The sequence below is a fragment of the Kitasatospora phosalacinea genome, from assembly GCF_000717185.1.
Lineage (GTDB): Bacteria > Actinomycetota > Actinomycetes > Streptomycetales > Streptomycetaceae > Kitasatospora > Kitasatospora phosalacinea_A.
The window spans coordinates 1-14,607 of the sequence record NZ_JNYE01000007.1; the positions used below are offsets into that span (position 1 = coordinate 1).

Consider the following 14,607-nt stretch of genomic DNA (forward strand, 5'->3'; position numbering starts at 1 on the left):
GCGGTCGCGAGGGAGTCCAGGTCAGGCATCACAACCGACCTTTGGACTCCCTCGCTTCATCTCATGCGTGCCAGCAAGCCCTTCGCATCAATCATCTAGGCGTCGGCGGTCTGGGCGGCCGCGGTCTAGGCGTCGGTGGGGGTCGGCCCGGTCCAGTCCAGGGTCGGCGGCAGCACGCCCTCCAGGGTGAGCAGCCAGCGCTTGGTCTCCACCCCGTGCCAGGCCCCGCCGAACCCGCCGAGGCCGTCCGCGGCCACCACCCGGTGGCAGGGCACCAGCAGCGGCAGCGGGTTCGCCCCCATCATCTGCCCCACCGTCCGGGCCGGTACCCCCGGCTCGGACGGGTCGGTGAACACCCCGCTGCGGGAGGCGAGTTCGCCGTAGGTGACGGTCCGGCCCCAGGCGACGGTCTCCCACAGGCAGCGCAGCACGGCGAGTTGGGGCCCGGTGGCCCGGGACCAGTCGATCGGCAGCCCCAACTCCCGCCGCGCACCGGCGAAGTACTCGCCGACCCGGCTCCGCACCGCCCCGGCCCGGCGCTCGTCGGTGCACTCCGGCACCGGCGTGTCGCAGAGGTAGCTGGCGGCGGCCACGCCCCGGTCCGTCACCCCGAACCGCATCGGGCCGCTCGGCAGCGGGGTCGGGACGGTCACCCAGGAGAGCTGCATGCGGCCACTCTAGGCGGGCGCGGGGCCGGGCCGGGGGCCGGGGGAACGGCGGGTTCCGTCCCGCCCGCCCGTCTGTCTGTCCGTCCGTCCGTCCGTCCGTCCGTATCTATCCGTCCGTCTGTCCGTCCGCCTAGAGGTGGTCGCGGAGGTAGCCCGCGAGGGTGCGCGACCAGGTGGCGAGTTCGGCCCGGTCGGGGGCCTCGCCGCTGCCCATCGCGGCGAGCTGCTCGGTGGAGAGGCGGCCGCTGGCGGCCATCGCGGAGAGGCCGGCCAGCAGGCCCGAGAGGCGTTCGGCGTCGTCGTGGCTGAGCATCACCAGGGTGTCGGTGTGGCCGAGGGTCATGGAACCGGGCATCGCGTCCTCCTCGATCGGTCCTCCGTCCACCGTACGACCGCCGGGGCGAGGTCGCGCGGGGGTGCTCCTCGCCCGTTCGGCCCACCCCGATGGCCGGGGCCCGGGCGGTCGTCGGACGGTCGGAGCAGGTGTGTCCGCCGGGTGACAGGGAGCGCAGATGCCAGCACAGGCCGCCGGTACGTCCCAGCCGCCCAGCCTGCGCGAGCTGCTGCGCAGCCCCGGCTACGGGCGGTTGCTGCTGGTGTCGGCACTGGTCGGGGTACCGGTCTCGCTGGCGGCGTTCGGCTTCGTCAGCCTGGAGCACGAACTGCAGCACTGGGTGTGGGAGACGCTGCCGCAGGAACTGGACTACGCGCGGGCACCGTGGTGGTGGCCGCTGCCCGCGCTGGCGCTGGCCGGTCTGCTGCTGGCGCCGATCGTGACCCGGCTGCCCGGGCGGGGCGGGCACATCCCCGTGCACGGGCTGGGCGGGCCGCCGACGCTGCCGGTGGAGGTGCCGTCGGTGGTGCTGGCGGCGCTGGCCGCGCTGCCGCTGGGCGCGGTGCTCGGCCCGGAGGCGCCGCTGATGGCGCTCGGCAGCGGGCTCGCGCTGCTGACGGTGAGCGCGGCGAAGCGGGCGTCCAGTCCGATGCTCGCGCCGATGCTCGGGGCGGCCGGGTCGACCGCGGCGATCGCCACGATCTTCGGCAGCCCGCTGGTCGCGGCGGTGATGATGATCGAGGCCGCGGGCCTGGGCGGGGCGCAGCTGACGCTGCTGCTGCTGCCGTGCCTGCTGTCCTCGGGGGTGGGCGCGCTGGTGTTCACCGGCTTCGGGCACTGGACCGGCCTGTCGATCGGCGCGCTGAGCCTGCCCTCGGTGCCGAAGGCCCAGCTGCCGGACGCCGGGGACTTCCTGTGGGGGATCCCGCTGGCGGTGGCGATCGCGCTGGTGATGGTGGCCGGGCAGACGGTGGGCCACCGCTTCGCCGCGTTCACGGCGCAGCGGACGGCCGTCCGCACGGTGCTGTGCGCGGTGCTGGTGGGCGCCTGCATCACCGGGTACGCGCTGGTGACCGGGCGCTCGCCGGAGGAGGCGGCGTTGTCGGGGCAGGCCACGCTGGGGGCGCTGGCCGCCGATCCGACCAGTTGGCCGGTGGGGGCGCTGCTGGCGCTGGTGCTGTTCAAGGGGCTGGGCTGGGGGGTGGCCCTCGGGTCGCTGCGCGGCGGCCCGATCTTCCCGGCGGTGCTGCTGGGCGCGGCGCTCGGGGTGGCGGCGGGCGGCCTGCCGGGGTTCGGCATCGCGGCGGGGCTGGCGGCGGGGATCGCGGCGAGCAGCGCGGCGGTCACCCGGCTGCCGGTGACCAGCACGGTGCTGGCGTCCGTGCTGCTGGGCGGCCAGGCCGCGAACTCGACGCCGCTGCTGATCGTCGCGGCGGTGGTGGCGTCGGTGACCGCGGCGCTGGTGCACCGGGTGGCCGAGCCGTCCCCGGCCGCGGCGGCGCCGGAGCCCGCGGGGGCGTGAGGACGTCCGGGCTGCCGCGACGGCGCCGGAGCCTGCGGGGGCGTGAGGACGCCCGGGCTGCCGCGACGCCGGAGCCCGCGGGGGCGTGAGGACGCCCGGGCTGCCGCGACGCCCGGCCCGGTCAGCGTCCGCAGGTGCGGCACGGCGGGCGGGTGGCGCGGCCGTACCCGAGGGCGGCGGCGCCGAGGCCCAGGCCCCACAGCCAGTAGGCGGGCATCGCGACCCACAGGAAGACAGCGGCAGGTCGCCCGGGTGCGGCACCGGATGGAGCGTCTCGCCGACCAGCTGGCCGATGCCGACGCCGAAGTACACCAGCAGCCCGGCGGAGATCGCCGCGGCCGGGCCCAGCAGCAGCCCGCGCGGCACCCGGCGGCCGCCCAGCAGCGGCACCCGGCGCGGGACGTCCCGCCCCCAGCGGTGCACCAGGGACAGCGGCAGCACGGTGCCGGCCAGCACGAACCCGGTCTCGAACACCGCGAGCGACACCGTTCCGGACGCCCCCAGCGGCCCCGGATCGCCGAACCCCAGCCCGTACTGGGCGAGGATCCGCACCCAGCACGCCCCGACCGCCCCGTACGCCGCCCCGCGGGCCCAGCCCGGCGTACGGGTGCGGGCGGCCGGGTCGTACGGGCCTCCGGTGCGGCCGCAGCGGGGGCAGTCGCCGCGCAGCCGCCGCCGGTGGTCAAGCGCGGCGAAGGCCAGCAGGACGGCGGTCGCCGCGCACCCGGCCCGGCTGAGGAAGCCGGCCGCCGACCGCGGCAGGTGCAGGCCGGGCAGCAGCCCGCCCACCACGTCCAGCAGCAGGAACGGGCAGCCCACCAGCAGCGCGGCAGCCACCGCCGCGGCCGCGGCGCACCACCCCGGCCGGTGACGACGGGCCCGCCCCAACCCGTACGCGAGCAGCGCGGCGGCCGCGCACAGCCCCACCGCCCCCCACCGCGGCACGACCAGCAGATCGGTGCCGAGCCGCCCGAACGACGGCGCACCGCCCAGCGCCCACCAGCCCTGCAGCGCCCCGCACCCGAGGGCGGCGGCGAGCGCGGCGGAGGCCGTGCGGGAGGTGCGGGGCGGCGCGGCGCGGTCGGTCATGGCGTCCACGCTAGGGAGCGGCGGGCGGGCGGGCGTCGGCCGCGCGGAGGACGGTTCGGCTCGACAGCAAGGTGATTGACGGGGCGTCAGGTCATCCGGCGGGAGGAGGACGGGGTCAGCTGCGCTCGATCACCACGTCGGGCGGGAGACGGTCGGCGTTGAGGAGTTCCGCCGTTTCCGGGACCGCGATCGTCAGCCCGGAGAAGCCCTCCAGGTGTTCCGCGTCGAGGTGCGTGCAGTACGGGAGGTGCAGGTACTGCACGTTCGGGAAGGCCGCGCGCACCCGCGCGAAGCCCGCCAGGGAGGGGTTCTCGATCGTCAGCCGTTCGACCGTCGGCAGTTCGGCCATCGGCTCCGAGGCGACGGGGAACCGCAGGCTGGCGAGCTTCGGGAGCTTGCGGAGCTCCGCCCAGTCGGCCCTTCCCAACCGGTTGCTCACCTGCACGTGGGAGAGGTCCGCCAGCCGCTCGATCCCCTCCAGCCCGATCAGGCCCGACACGCCCACACTGGTCACCGAGGCAGGGATCGGGAGGTCGCGGACCGACCACCCCGGCTCGTCGGCGACCGCCTCGAATTCGCGCAGACCGTGCAGCCCGCCCAGGAAGTCGAGCGGCAGGTCATGGCGCAGACCGATCCTCAGGCGCTCCAAGCGGACCGACCGGATCCCGGACAGGTCCCGCAGCGAAGGGCATTCGAAGAACCCGAACGACGACAGGGCGCGGCACTCCCCCAGGAACTCCAGGTCCTCGATCAGCCCGTTGCCGAGGAGGAATATCTCCCGGCGCCCGGACAGGCCCGGGATCTCCGCCAACTGGGCCGAGGTGTAGTCGCCCGAGACGTAGAGGTGATTGAGCGTCTCCACCGCGGGAGCCGCCCTCATCTGCTCCAGCGTGCTGACCATCAGTCCCACCGGGGCCTTGCAGTGGGCCAGGATCTCCCGGGAGTACTCCTCGGCGTCGACTCCCCGGACGACGTCCCCGTTGGTGAGCACCTCCCAGAGCTTCGTGCCCCGTGACTCCCGGAACCGCTTCAGGAGCGGCACCGCGGCATCCCCACCCACCCGCAGCACGGTGCGCGCCACGAATGCCTGCTCCGGGTCGCTCATCCCCTCCGGGCCCGGCAGCAGGTCGAGGACGAACCGGCCGCACGCCACCAACTCCTCGACCTGCCGGTCACTGCGCGGCGGCAGCAGCACCTCCACCCGCTCCGCGACCGCCTCGCGCACCGCCGGGTCCAGCTCCGTCGCGTACATCAGGCAGGCCGCCGCGAGCAGGTGCAGCCTGGTCCGGTGCTTGGCGGTGCGGTCGCCGCGGGTCACCAGCTTCCTGATGATCCGGGCCCGTTCCTCGGCCCTGGCGTGGCCGACGGCCATCCGCAGGACGTCCTCCCAGGTGCTGTCGGTGGACTGCCTGTCGAGCAGGCCGAAGTCGCGGGCCTCGACGGCGGCCTTGGCGCCCAGGTAGTCCTGGAAGGTGCGGTGGACGAAGTCGACGGTGTCCTCGGTGGGGCGGCGGAGGAGGCCGGTGCGGGCGAGGAGGTGGCGGAGGATCTGCGGGGCGGTGCCCTGGGCGGCGACCTGGGGCATGGCGGGGAGGGCGTCGGCGACGACCTGTTCGGCGTCCTCGCGGTCGACCTCGATGTAGGCGTTGCGGAGCATCCAGTGGGCGAGGCGCTGCAGCAGGGCGGTGCTCTGGGCCTCGGTGAGGCGGATGCCCTCGGGGCCGAGGATGTCGCGTTCCTCGTCGCGGCGGACCATCAGCATGGAGAGGGCGGCGGCGTAGAGGGACATCCGGTCGCCGGGGAGGTGGCCGTGGCGGTCGCGGTTGAGGGCGCAGACCAGGGCGCACAGCAGTGGGGTGGTGGCGAGTTGGGCCAGGTCGGGCTGGGCGCGGACGGCGTCCTTGAGCTGCTCCTCGAGGGTGGTGAGGGCCGTGACCTCCTCGGGTGCGGCGTCGGCCCTGGTCGCGTCGGCGCGGGCGGCGTCGTGCCAGCGGGTGACGAAGACGCCGACGTCGCGGGAGCTCATCGGGCGGACGGTGAGTTCGCGGAAGTCCTCTCCGGCGAGCCAGCCCTCGTCGACGGCGGTGGGGCGGGTGGTGGTGGCGTAGAAGGCGCGGGGGTAGGCGGCGAGCAGGTCGGTGAGCCAGCGCTTGGTGCCGGCGCGGGCGGCTTCGGCGACCTCGTCGATGCCGTCGAGCAGGACCATGGCGCGGCCCCGGGCCATCACGGTGTCGGCCCAGCCGGGGGGCTGGGCGGCGGCGAGGGGGCTGCCGAGGACGCCGAGGAACTGGTCGGGTCGGGGCAGCTCCCGGTGGCGGACCAGGGTGCGCAGCGGCAGCAGGAAGGGGACGCTGCCCGCGAGCGGGGCGAGTTCGGCGGGCAGCCGGTCCTCGGCGGTGGTGACGGCGAGCCACTGCAGCAGGGTGGTCTTCCCGCTGCCCGCACCGCCGCGGACCAGGACGCGTCGGCTGCCGGCGAGCGCCTGCTCGGCCCGTTGGACGCGGATCGCGGGGACGTCGAGGCGGCCGGTGCCGTCGTGGCGTCCGGTGGCGCCGTGCCAGCCGCCGGGGTGCTCGCGGTGGCCGGTCCCGGCGAGTTCGAGGCTGAGGTAGGCGGTGTCCAGCGGCCACTTGGAGCGTTCGGGGCGGCGCAGGTCGAGGCCGATGATGTCGAGGCGGCGGTGCCGTTCGGCCACGTAGGCGACGTACCTGCTCTCGAACTCCCGGTGCTCGGGCGGCACTTCGACCGGCCCGGCGGGGGCGCCCGGCCGGGCCGCCCGGCGGCGGAGGTCGAGCAGCGGCGGGGCGGGGGCGCGCAGCGTCCGGGCCAGGACGCGGACCGTGCGCTCGGACGGGAGCTTGTGCCCGTTGAGGGCCTGGCTGACGGTGGTCCGCCCCAACCCGGAGCGGACGGCCAGCGCCTCGACGCCGTCGATCCGCCGGTCCGCCATCAACTGCCGCAACCGGGAGGCGAGTTCTTCGCCAGCCGCCCGACCGTCCGGCTCTTCCGGCCCCTCTGCTCCCGCCACCGCCACCGCCACCGCTCCCGCCCGCGAACCCGATCCGTTCAGTTTCGTACGGCCGAACGCCGGTGAACGCGGAATCGGCCAGATTCGGCTCCGTCCAAGCACCACGGCCCCCGTGCCCGGAGGAGATCCCGCATGAACCCGACGTCCGTCCTGCTCGCCCTGCTGCTGCTCACGCTCCTGGCCGGGGTGGTCCTGCCCGCGGTCTGGTCCCGCCGCCCGGAGCGCCGCTCGGCGGCCCGCGGCGTGCTCCGGATGCTGCTGACCGCCCTGCGCCGGGACGGCGACCGCTGACCGGACCGACCGGCCCTCCCGCACGACGACCGAGGGCCGGGCCCCGGGGAGAACCCCGGGGCCCGGCCCTCGTCGCACGTCTTGCGGCCTTGCTCGCTGAGCCCCCTGTCGGGTTCGAACCGACGACCCCCGCTTTACAAGGATTGGCGTGCGGCACCAGTTCTGACCTGGACCTTGCTACTCCTGACTCTGAGATAGCTGTCGCCCCGCGAGAGCCCATGATTGTCCGCCGCGTACCGCCTGTTCTGGCATGCCTGTGGCACGGCCCGTGGCACAGATAGATCACCGAGCACGGCACTACCGATGCTGTCCGCCTGGCCTGGCGCAAGCTGGAGCGGCAGGGCAGCCGCCCCAGACAGCAAAGGGCGCTGAACTCAGCCTGCCACTGCTGTACTCGTCAGAAGTGCAAAGATCAACCCACCAACTGTACCTTCACCGATTCCGGCAGCTACAGAGCGAACAGATTCCCACCAGCCCCGATTGGGACCCTTCTTCATAGCGCTCATAGCGCCTCCCTTCACTCGCGCCCCATCGGACGCAACATCATGCAAGGGAAGACGGCAACAAAACGCGACGAACACAAGCAGCAACAGCCCCAGCAGTGCCGGGCTCAGTTCAGCGCCGCGCATAGTCTCCCACAGACGCAAGATCCCCTTGCCTACAGGCTGGTGGGGGCCTGAGCGGGTGGTCCCCTCCTCGATCGGGCAGCTTCGCCGCACCCGGGTTCTCCAGGGGCCGCCAAGGCTCACGTCCGTGACGCTTGCGCTTGGCCTTGGCGGCCCCTGGAGGTTCCGGGTACGCCCTTGGGTGTCCGGTCGGGGAGGGGGCCGTCCCGCGCCCCACACCGTTCACCACGACGAAGGTGCACCTTCGATCCCGGCAGCTTCCCCCTCCGAGGAGGGCCGGGGTTTGGGGCAGAGCCCCAAGGGCTTCACCGCGGACTCGCTACAGCCGCGCGCCCGGCGGAGCCGGGCCGGGAGCGGGGCGAAGACAGGAGCGTCCGGCCCGGCGGTGAGCCGGGGCGCGCGCGGCGAGCGGTAGCGAGCCGCCTTGAACCCGTAGAGAAGGTTTTTACTCACTCACGCCCGGGCGTCAGCTCGCTCCGCGAGATCGCGAAGCTCCGGCGTCGCCGACCGGCCTGCGACCAACAGCAGCTCACGAATCGTGGCTCGTGCCGTGACGTGGGTATGGATCAGGTCCGGCGACAGCTCCTCCGCCTGGAGCAAGGCGCTCAGGGCTTCACCGAGTTGCCGACGCTGCGTGTAGGCCCGGCCGAGGTCGAGAAGGAGCCGTGCCTGCCGCTCGGCCGACAACCCCGACGCGTCGATCCGCGTGCCAATGTCGAGCGCTTCGCCCGCGTCGCCGAGGTCGACCGCGATGGAGACAGTCTGAATCTCGACGTTGGTGGGGCCGAACTCCAGGTTGAAGTCGTTGCGGTCCTCGCCCAACCTGTGAGCGATCTTCCTAGCACGGTCGAGCTCTTGACGGGCCCGCGACCGGTCGCCGGAGCGCGCGTTGGACAGCGCCAGCACCAAGTGCAAGGAGCCCGTGACGGACAGAGCCTCGGGGGTCGGTTCGCCCTCCCTGAGGTGCTGTTCAAGCGCGTGGAGAGCAGTCGTGGCCGAGTGGTCCGCCTGGTCGTAGTGCTTCAACCGCACGAATGCCTGCGCGAGCCGGAAGACGCCCGCGAAGACCTCCAGGGGCTGGCCGGACTCTTCGGCGGCACGGATCGAACGGTCCGCGGCGATCCAGGCGGCATCGCCCTCGTCCTGGCGCACGAAGGCCGCAGACAAAGCCTGGTAGGTCCGGCTGAGCTGGCCCCACAACTGGGGACGCTGATTGGTCGGCGCCGTCCGGGCAGCGCGCTCGATCCTCGGCAGCAGCGAACCGAGAGCCTTGCTCAACTCGGCGAACTGGTTGCTGTGGGTCATCTCCCATACCCGGTCAACCGCGGCTTGTAGTTCCGCGACAGTCACAGGCGCCTCGGTGGGCTCCGCCGTCAGCAGCACCTCGGGCACCGGGTGACCCGAGATCAGCAGGCGGGCCTGGTCCAAGTCGTTCGACTCCTCCGTCGGCGGCACAGAAACAGTGGCGACAGGCGCCGGTGCATCCGGGCGGAGGACTTGGAGCGACACGCCTAGGCCGTCAGCGAGCATGCGGAGGACATCGAGCCGGTTCACCGGCTGAATGCCGCGCTCGACCTGCGAGAGCCAACTCGCCGTCCTGCCGATCTCGGCAGCAAGCTGCTTCTGCGTCAACCCGCGGGCCTCACGCAGCTCGGCCACCCGCACCCCGAAGGCGCGTCGCTCCTCGGGCGTCATGCCGACACCGGCCCCTTCCCTGCCGTGGCGGACAGGAACGTCACGTCTACGCCGGACAGGTACTGCTCGCGCTGGGCGAGGAAGTGCTTGGTGTGGGGCTGCTGCTCGTGCTGATCGAAGGCGTCACGGTCCGCGTAAAGCTCGTAGAACACGCGGACGTTCGGCTCGTCCGGGACCGCGTGGACGACATAGGCGAGCGTCCCGGGCTCCAGAGCCTTGATGCCCGCGAGCGTGTGCTCGACCAGCTCGTCGAAGGCCACCGCGGCTTCGTCGTCTCGAAGCTCGAAGCGGACCACCAGACCGAATCCGTTGATCACGTTCTCTCCTCCATCTGTGGGTGCTCCCACACTTCAGCGCCAGAGTTGTGGCACTTGCCACAAGGCTCGCAGAAGTTCTGCTACACAGCTACTCGCAGAACTTCTTGACTCACAGAAAAACTGCGTCTACCTTCATAGAGAAGCTGCTACTCGACGCACGGGCGTCGGAGCTGACTCAAGGAGTAGGCCCATGGCCACTTTCAAGATCGACCTCTCGACCGCGTTCGTGTTCGTGGTCATCCCCCCGGCGCTCAAGCTGGTGAGCAAGCAGACCGGCGAGGTGGCGATCGACCGGGAGACCGGCGCGCGGCTGCTGACGGTGGGGCTGACGATCGCCGACGATGGCGAGGCGAACCTCTACACCGTGACCGTGCCGGAGACCGGCGTCTCCGAGGGCCTGGCGGTCGGCATGCCGGTGGCGGTGACCGGGCTCAAGGCGCGGGACTGGGAGAACGAGTTCAACGGCCAGAAGCGGCACGGGATCTCGTTCCGCGCGATGGCGATCACGTCCCTCGCTCCGGCTCCCGCGAAGGTCTGAGCGCCGTGTCCGAGCTGCTGACGCTGGCCGAGGTGGGCGGCCCGCTGGCCGCTGTCACCGGCGGTGCGGCGTACGCGCGGGCCAAGGCCCCGGCCCTCTACTGGTCGGCGATCGGCCTGCCGGTCACCGCGGTCCGGTTCTCCGCCACCTACGGCAGCACGATGGACGCCTGCGGCCTGACGGTCCAGCCGTCCCGGCTCCGGGTGCTGATCACCCGGGCGACCACCCGGCGGGAGATCCGCCCCGTTCCGCCGAGGATCCGGCGGGTTCAGCCGACGTCGACGGGCCTGCGGGTCCGCCTGCGGCTGGCCCCCGGACAGGAACCGGCGGACGTGGTGGCTTCGGCGGAACGGCTGCGGCACGCCTGGGGCGTGCACGCCGTGCACGTCTCGGTGGTGAAGCCCGGTGTGGTCGAGCTACGGATGACCGGCTTCGACGTGCTCCGCAAGGTGCGGATGCCGCGTCGCCTGCCGACCGGTGAGCTGACGGTTCCGGTGGCCCTGCGGGAGGATGGCACGGCCTTCGTCCGGGACTACCGCGCGGTGCCGCACTGCCTGACCCTGGGTGCGACGCTGACCGGCAAGTCGGTGTACCAGCGCAACCTGGTCACCGAGCTCGCCCGGCTGAACGTGGCGCTCGTCGGGATCGACTGCAAGTTCGGTGTCGAGCTGGCCCCGTTCGCGCCCCGCCTGTCGGCTCTGGCCACGGACCCCGGGCAGGCTGGTGCCCTACTGGACAAGCTCGTTGCCGAGATGGAGGCGCGCTACGACCTGATCCGCAGCCACCAGGGGATTCCCGGGTCGGTGGCGGACGATGAGATCACGTCGGACATCTGGGGTCTGCCCCCACAGCTCCGGCCCGTCCCGCTGGTCCTCGTCGTGGACGAGATCGCCGAGCTGTTCCTCGTCGCCACCCGCAAGGACGAGGAACGGCGCGACCACTTGGTCACCCAGTTGATCCGGCTCGCCCAACTCGGCCGCGCTGCCGGGATGTTCGTGGAAGCCTGCGGCCAGCGCTTCGGCTCCGAGCTGGGCAAGGGTGCCACCATGCTGCGGGCCCAGCTCACCGGCCGCGTGGTGCACCGGGTCAACGACAAGGCCACGGCCGACATGGGACTCGGTGACGTCTCGCCCGAGGCTGCGCTCGCCGCTACGCAGATCGCTCCGGAGATGCCCGGTGTCGCGGTGGCTGGTGACTCCTCCGGCGGCTGGTCCCGCATCCGCACCCCGTACCTGTCCCTCGCGGACGCCGCCCGGGTCTGCCGGGAGACCGCCCACCTCACGCCCGAACTGCCCGCCCTGGCCGCGTTCCGCCCGTACGTCCCGCCGGTGAACATCCCGGCCGACGGGCCGTCGCTGGTCAAGCCCCGCTCCGTCACCGGCTGACCTCTGCACCCACGGTCGGCGCGACCGCACGCGCGCCACGTCCCTACCCCGCCATGCCCGATTCCGGAAGGACCGTCCCCATGGCTCCCAGGAAGACCAGCCCCACGAAGGCCGCCCAGGCCAACGACCGACTGCCCTGCCCGCGCTGCCAGGGCACCGGCTGGGTCACCGAGTCGGTCTATGCGGGTCGCACACGCCGCGAGGTCGGCGAGACGGACGCGATCTGCTCCCGCTGCCTGTCCACCGGGATCGACCCCACCCCGGACCGCTACTAGACCGCCGCGCCGGGTGGCCGACTGCTCCCCGTCCCGCCCGGCCGCGGCCCAACCCCCGGAAGGAGGACCTACCGATGCGACTGCCCCGCGTGGACGCCGTACTCGTCCAAGCCGCCATCGCTGGTGCCTTGTCCTTCGCCCACCTCCACGACCTCGCCCAGGCCGCCGGACAACACGGCTGGAAGGCGTGGGCCTACCCCATCTCGGTGGACCTGCTCCTGGTCGCCGCCTGGCACCGCATGCGCGTCCTGCGGTCCACCAGCTCCCCCGCCCCGGCCGCCTGGACGTGGTTCGCCATCGCCCTGGCTGCCTCGCTCGGGGCCAACGTCGCCACCGCCGGGCTGCTCGACCTCGGCCACGTCCCGGCCTGGCTCCGGATCCTCGTCGCCGGTTGGCCCGCCCTCGCCTTCTTCGGCGGCACCCTCCTCGCCCACGGCGCCACCGGCACCACGCAGTCGGCCGAGCCCGAGGTGGAGGAGGAACTCCCGCTCTACGAAGCCGAGATCGCGGCTCCACCCGCCGCGGTGCCCGCCCCGAAGCCGGAACCGGTCGAAGCACCGGAAGCGGTGCCCGCGCTCCCCGCCACCCCACTGCCGACTCAGGCCGTGCCCGTTCCGGCTGCCCTGGTCGAGCACGCCCGCAAGATCGCCGACGACCACCGCGCCCGCACCGGCACGCCGATCGACCCGGACACCCTCCGCGTCCGCCTCGGCATCCCGCCGCACTTCGCCGACGCCATCACCGCCCAACTCGCCTGACAGGAAGGGAGATCAGCGTGTCCCGCCCGATCCGTCCCCGCAACACGATCCGCATCGGCCCCGTCCAGGTCGCCACCTACTACGACGGCCGCGGCCGCGAGAAGCACACCGCCGCCTGCACCGCCCCGCGCTGCGGCTTCTCCGCCGACTACGACTCCCGCCCCGCCGCCGAGATCGCCGCCCGCACCCACCGCTGCACCGTCCGCTGACAGGAGACCCGCCTTGAACGTCACCCTGCCCCTGGTCGTCGTCCTCGGCGCCGGTGCGTGGACCGCCGTGAAGCTCCTCGGCATCCGCCTGTGGGTCGCCGCCCTCATCGCCCTCTTCGGCTTCTACCTCGCCGGGACCTTCCTGGCCCCGGTGATCGACGAGACCACCCGCTCCGGCGTCAACGCCGTCACCCAGAAGTGAACGGACGGTCCACCGTGCCCACCGCCGTCTTCACGCCCGGCCCGCTGGTCCTCACCCCGGACGCCTCCGGCCTGATCGCGGAGATAGAGGCGTACCTCGCCACCTTCCCCGCCCCGGCCCGGGTCCTCGCCCCGTACGTCTGCCCGCTCGGCAGCACCGTGCAGCCCTGGAACTTCGGCTTCCCGCTGCTCCGTCCGACGCTCCTCGACCGGATCGCCCACCGCCCGGCCCGGCCGACCCCGGTCTCCGTCGCCGATCACCTGCGGCTGGCCTCCCGCTACATCAACGCCTTCGGCTGGGTGCAGGGCGCCCTGTGGGACTCCACCGGCCGCGTCTGCCTCCTCGGCGCCCAGGCCGCCGTCCTCGCCCACGGTTACGGCACCCCGGACACCGTCCGCCGCGCCCGCAACCAGGTGATGGAGGTCCTGCACACCACCGGACGGCCCGTCGCCTCCCCGGACGCCTTCAACGACGCCCCCGGCACCCGCCAGGCCGACGTGCACCACCTGCTCGACCGGGCCTCCACCCGCGCCCTGTCCCTCGGCATCTGACCGGTCTCCGGGGTGGTTGCAAGCCTCCAAGCCATCCCACCGCCCCGGAGACCTCGACCCGCTCCGGAAGGACCGCCATGCACCTCGCCCCGCTCCTCGCCGCCGGTGTGCCCCTGCTCGGCTGGACCACCCACAGCACCGTCCTGACCCGCCGCCTCGCCACCGCCCGCCGCGACCCCCTCACCGGACTCCTGACCCGCGACGGCTTCACCACCCGCGCCGAACGCCTCATCCGCCGCCACCCCGAGCGCACCACCGTCCTGCTGATCGACCTGGACGACTTCAAGGCCGTCAACGACACCCACGGCCACGCCGCCGGAGACGCCGTCCTCACGGCTACGGCCAAGCGCCTGGCCACCTGGTGCGGCACCGACGGCATCGCCGCCCGCCTCGGCGGAGACGAGTTCGCCGCCGTCGTCCTCGACGCCGAACACCGCGTCCCCAACCTCCGCGACCTGCTCCACCACCCCGTCCCGTACGGCACCGAGCTGCTGGACGTCGGCGCATCCGTCGGCACCTCGCACCCGGCGACCCTCCTGCTCACCGAGGCCCTGTCGGCGGCCGACCGCCAGATGTACGCCGCCAAGCCCGGTGCCCGCACCGCGCGCCGCCGCTGACACAAGGCCGGTGCCCGGCACGGCAGCAAGCCTCCAAGCATCCCGCCGCGCCGGGCACCTCAACCCTCCCCGAACCGAAGTCCGCGAAGGAGAGCACCATCATGCCCCAGCACACCCGTCCGGCACGCCTGATCTGCCCGAACTGCGACGGCTTCGCCAGTGCCGCCATCGCCACCGGCATGCGCCTGACCGACGGCTCCCGCGCCACCGTCCCGGTGAACTGCCCGGCCTGCCACGGCACCGGCACCACCGCGGCTCCCGCCCGGCGCACCCTCACCACCACCCGGCGCTGACCGCCGTGGGCGCCCAGTTCGACTGGTCCGACAAGCGGCACTGGTCCCCGCGCGCCGAACCCTGCGGCATCTGCGACAAGCCGACCAACCTCCGCTCCGACCGCGGCAAGCCCGCTCACAAGGTCTGCGCGGAGACCTGGACCGACCAGCACGCGAAGCCCACCGACAAGTCCTGACCGCACGGCCCGGAGCCGATTCCCCCGGCTCCG

The 14,607-nt window shown here is 73.2% G+C and carries 18 protein-coding genes; 13 read left to right on the forward strand and 5 right to left on the reverse strand.

All coding sequences use genetic code 11. The features are described from left to right. Positions 1-125: 125 nt before the first annotated feature. Complete coding sequence (locus tag OO57_RS04650) at positions 126-668, reverse strand: methylated-DNA--[protein]-cysteine S-methyltransferase (protein ID WP_033250968.1); 543 nt, start codon at positions 666-668, stop codon at positions 126-128. Between the two features lie 130 nt (positions 669-798). Next, on the reverse strand, positions 799-1,023 hold the full coding sequence (locus tag OO57_RS04655; RefSeq protein WP_158715018.1) for a hypothetical protein: 225 nt from the start codon (positions 1,021-1,023) through the stop codon (positions 799-801). A 157-nt stretch (positions 1,024-1,180) separates the two neighbouring features. On the opposite strand from OO57_RS04655, the gene OO57_RS43540 reads away from it, so the two are divergent. After that, the gene (locus OO57_RS43540) at positions 1,181-2,524 is read left to right on the forward strand and encodes a chloride channel protein (protein ID WP_033250970.1); all 1,344 of its coding nucleotides are present in this window, start codon (positions 1,181-1,183) and stop codon (positions 2,522-2,524) included. 292 nt (positions 2,525-2,816) lie between these two features. Next, a complete protein-coding gene (locus OO57_RS04665; protein WP_033250971.1) occupies positions 2,817-3,395 on the forward strand; it encodes a hypothetical protein in 579 nt (192 codons plus the stop codon). Positions 3,396-3,728: 333 nt separating this feature from the next. Here the strand turns inward: OO57_RS04665 and OO57_RS04670 are convergent, their stop codons facing one another. Next, positions 3,729-6,575: an NACHT domain-containing protein gene (locus OO57_RS04670; RefSeq protein WP_158715019.1), complete on the reverse strand. Its 2,847-nt coding sequence runs from the start codon at positions 6,573-6,575 to the stop codon at positions 3,729-3,731. A 198-nt stretch (positions 6,576-6,773) separates the two neighbouring features. Between OO57_RS04670 and OO57_RS44550 the strand changes: the two genes are divergently transcribed. Next, positions 6,774-6,932, forward strand: a complete 159-nt coding sequence (locus tag OO57_RS44550; protein WP_199811195.1) for a hypothetical protein — start codon at positions 6,774-6,776, stop codon at positions 6,930-6,932. A gap of 1,079 nt (positions 6,933-8,011) precedes the next feature. Here OO57_RS44550 and OO57_RS04675 read toward each other — a convergent pair. Both OO57_RS04675 and OO57_RS04680 read right to left on the reverse strand, forming a co-directional pair. After that, positions 8,012-9,253 (reverse strand): helix-turn-helix domain-containing protein, encoded by a 1,242-nt coding sequence (locus OO57_RS04675; protein ID WP_033250972.1) that lies wholly within the window; start codon positions 9,251-9,253, stop codon positions 8,012-8,014. Next, positions 9,250-9,570, reverse strand: coding sequence for a putative quinol monooxygenase (locus OO57_RS04680; RefSeq protein WP_051776574.1), 321 nt, complete (start codon positions 9,568-9,570; stop codon positions 9,250-9,252). The genes OO57_RS04675 and OO57_RS04680 overlap by 4 nt, the downstream gene beginning before the upstream one ends. Before the next feature lie 190 nt (positions 9,571-9,760). Between OO57_RS04680 and OO57_RS04685 the strand changes: the two genes are divergently transcribed. The 10 genes from OO57_RS04685 to OO57_RS44555 all read left to right on the forward strand — a co-directional run bounded on the left by OO57_RS04685 (position 9,761) and on the right by OO57_RS44555 (position 14,574). Further along, the gene (locus tag OO57_RS04685; RefSeq protein ID WP_033250973.1) at positions 9,761-10,108 is read left to right on the forward strand and encodes a hypothetical protein; all 348 of its coding nucleotides are present in this window, start codon (positions 9,761-9,763) and stop codon (positions 10,106-10,108) included. A gap of 5 nt (positions 10,109-10,113) precedes the next feature. Then, positions 10,114-11,493: an FtsK/SpoIIIE domain-containing protein gene (locus OO57_RS04690; protein WP_033250974.1), complete on the forward strand. Its 1,380-nt coding sequence runs from the start codon at positions 10,114-10,116 to the stop codon at positions 11,491-11,493. Between the two features lie 80 nt (positions 11,494-11,573). Then, positions 11,574-11,768, forward strand: a complete 195-nt coding sequence (locus OO57_RS04695; protein ID WP_033250975.1) for a hypothetical protein — start codon at positions 11,574-11,576, stop codon at positions 11,766-11,768. A 74-nt stretch (positions 11,769-11,842) separates the two neighbouring features. Next, entirely contained in the window at positions 11,843-12,526 is a 684-nt protein-coding gene (locus tag OO57_RS04700) for a DUF2637 domain-containing protein (RefSeq protein WP_033250976.1), read from the forward strand. A gap of 17 nt (positions 12,527-12,543) precedes the next feature. Then, entirely contained in the window at positions 12,544-12,735 is a 192-nt protein-coding gene (locus tag OO57_RS04705) for a mobile element transfer protein (protein ID WP_033250977.1), read from the forward strand. Between the two features lie 13 nt (positions 12,736-12,748). Beyond that, positions 12,749-12,937 (forward strand): hypothetical protein, encoded by a 189-nt coding sequence (locus OO57_RS04710; protein ID WP_033250978.1) that lies wholly within the window; start codon positions 12,749-12,751, stop codon positions 12,935-12,937. A 14-nt stretch (positions 12,938-12,951) separates the two neighbouring features. Then, positions 12,952-13,488, forward strand: coding sequence for a DUF6197 family protein (locus OO57_RS04715; RefSeq protein ID WP_033250979.1), 537 nt, complete (start codon positions 12,952-12,954; stop codon positions 13,486-13,488). 77 nt (positions 13,489-13,565) lie between these two features. Next, positions 13,566-14,105, forward strand: a complete 540-nt coding sequence (locus OO57_RS04720) for a GGDEF domain-containing protein (RefSeq protein WP_033250980.1) — start codon at positions 13,566-13,568, stop codon at positions 14,103-14,105. 101 nt (positions 14,106-14,206) lie between these two features. Beyond that, on the forward strand, positions 14,207-14,398 hold the full coding sequence (locus OO57_RS04725; protein ID WP_033250981.1) for a hypothetical protein: 192 nt from the start codon (positions 14,207-14,209) through the stop codon (positions 14,396-14,398). 5 nt (positions 14,399-14,403) lie between these two features. Beyond that, a complete protein-coding gene (locus OO57_RS44555) occupies positions 14,404-14,574 on the forward strand; it encodes a hypothetical protein (RefSeq protein ID WP_199811196.1) in 171 nt (56 codons plus the stop codon). The last annotated feature ends 33 nt before the right edge of the window (positions 14,575-14,607 follow it).

Bases quoted from the DNA above. Each gene is read 5' to 3' on its own strand.
- OO57_RS04650 (WP_033250968.1), bottom strand. From the start codon at position 668: ATGCAGCTCTCCTGGGTGACCGTCCCGACCCCGCTGCCGAGCGGCCCG.
- OO57_RS04655 (WP_158715018.1), bottom strand. From the start codon at position 1,023: ATGCCCGGTTCCATGACCCTCGGCCACACCGACACCCTGGTGATGCTC.
- OO57_RS43540 (WP_033250970.1), top strand. From the start codon at position 1,181: ATGCCAGCACAGGCCGCCGGTACGTCCCAGCCGCCCAGCCTGCGCGAG.
- OO57_RS04665 (WP_033250971.1), top strand. From the start codon at position 2,817: ATGCCGACGCCGAAGTACACCAGCAGCCCGGCGGAGATCGCCGCGGCC.
- OO57_RS44550 (WP_199811195.1), top strand. From the start codon at position 6,774: ATGAACCCGACGTCCGTCCTGCTCGCCCTGCTGCTGCTCACGCTCCTG.
- OO57_RS04675 (WP_033250972.1), bottom strand. From the start codon at position 9,253: ATGACGCCCGAGGAGCGACGCGCCTTCGGGGTGCGGGTGGCCGAGCTG.
- OO57_RS04685 (WP_033250973.1), top strand. From the start codon at position 9,761: ATGGCCACTTTCAAGATCGACCTCTCGACCGCGTTCGTGTTCGTGGTC.
- OO57_RS04695 (WP_033250975.1), top strand. From the start codon at position 11,574: ATGGCTCCCAGGAAGACCAGCCCCACGAAGGCCGCCCAGGCCAACGAC.
- OO57_RS04700 (WP_033250976.1), top strand. From the start codon at position 11,843: ATGCGACTGCCCCGCGTGGACGCCGTACTCGTCCAAGCCGCCATCGCT.
- OO57_RS04720 (WP_033250980.1), top strand. From the start codon at position 13,566: ATGCACCTCGCCCCGCTCCTCGCCGCCGGTGTGCCCCTGCTCGGCTGG.
- OO57_RS04725 (WP_033250981.1), top strand. From the start codon at position 14,207: ATGCCCCAGCACACCCGTCCGGCACGCCTGATCTGCCCGAACTGCGAC.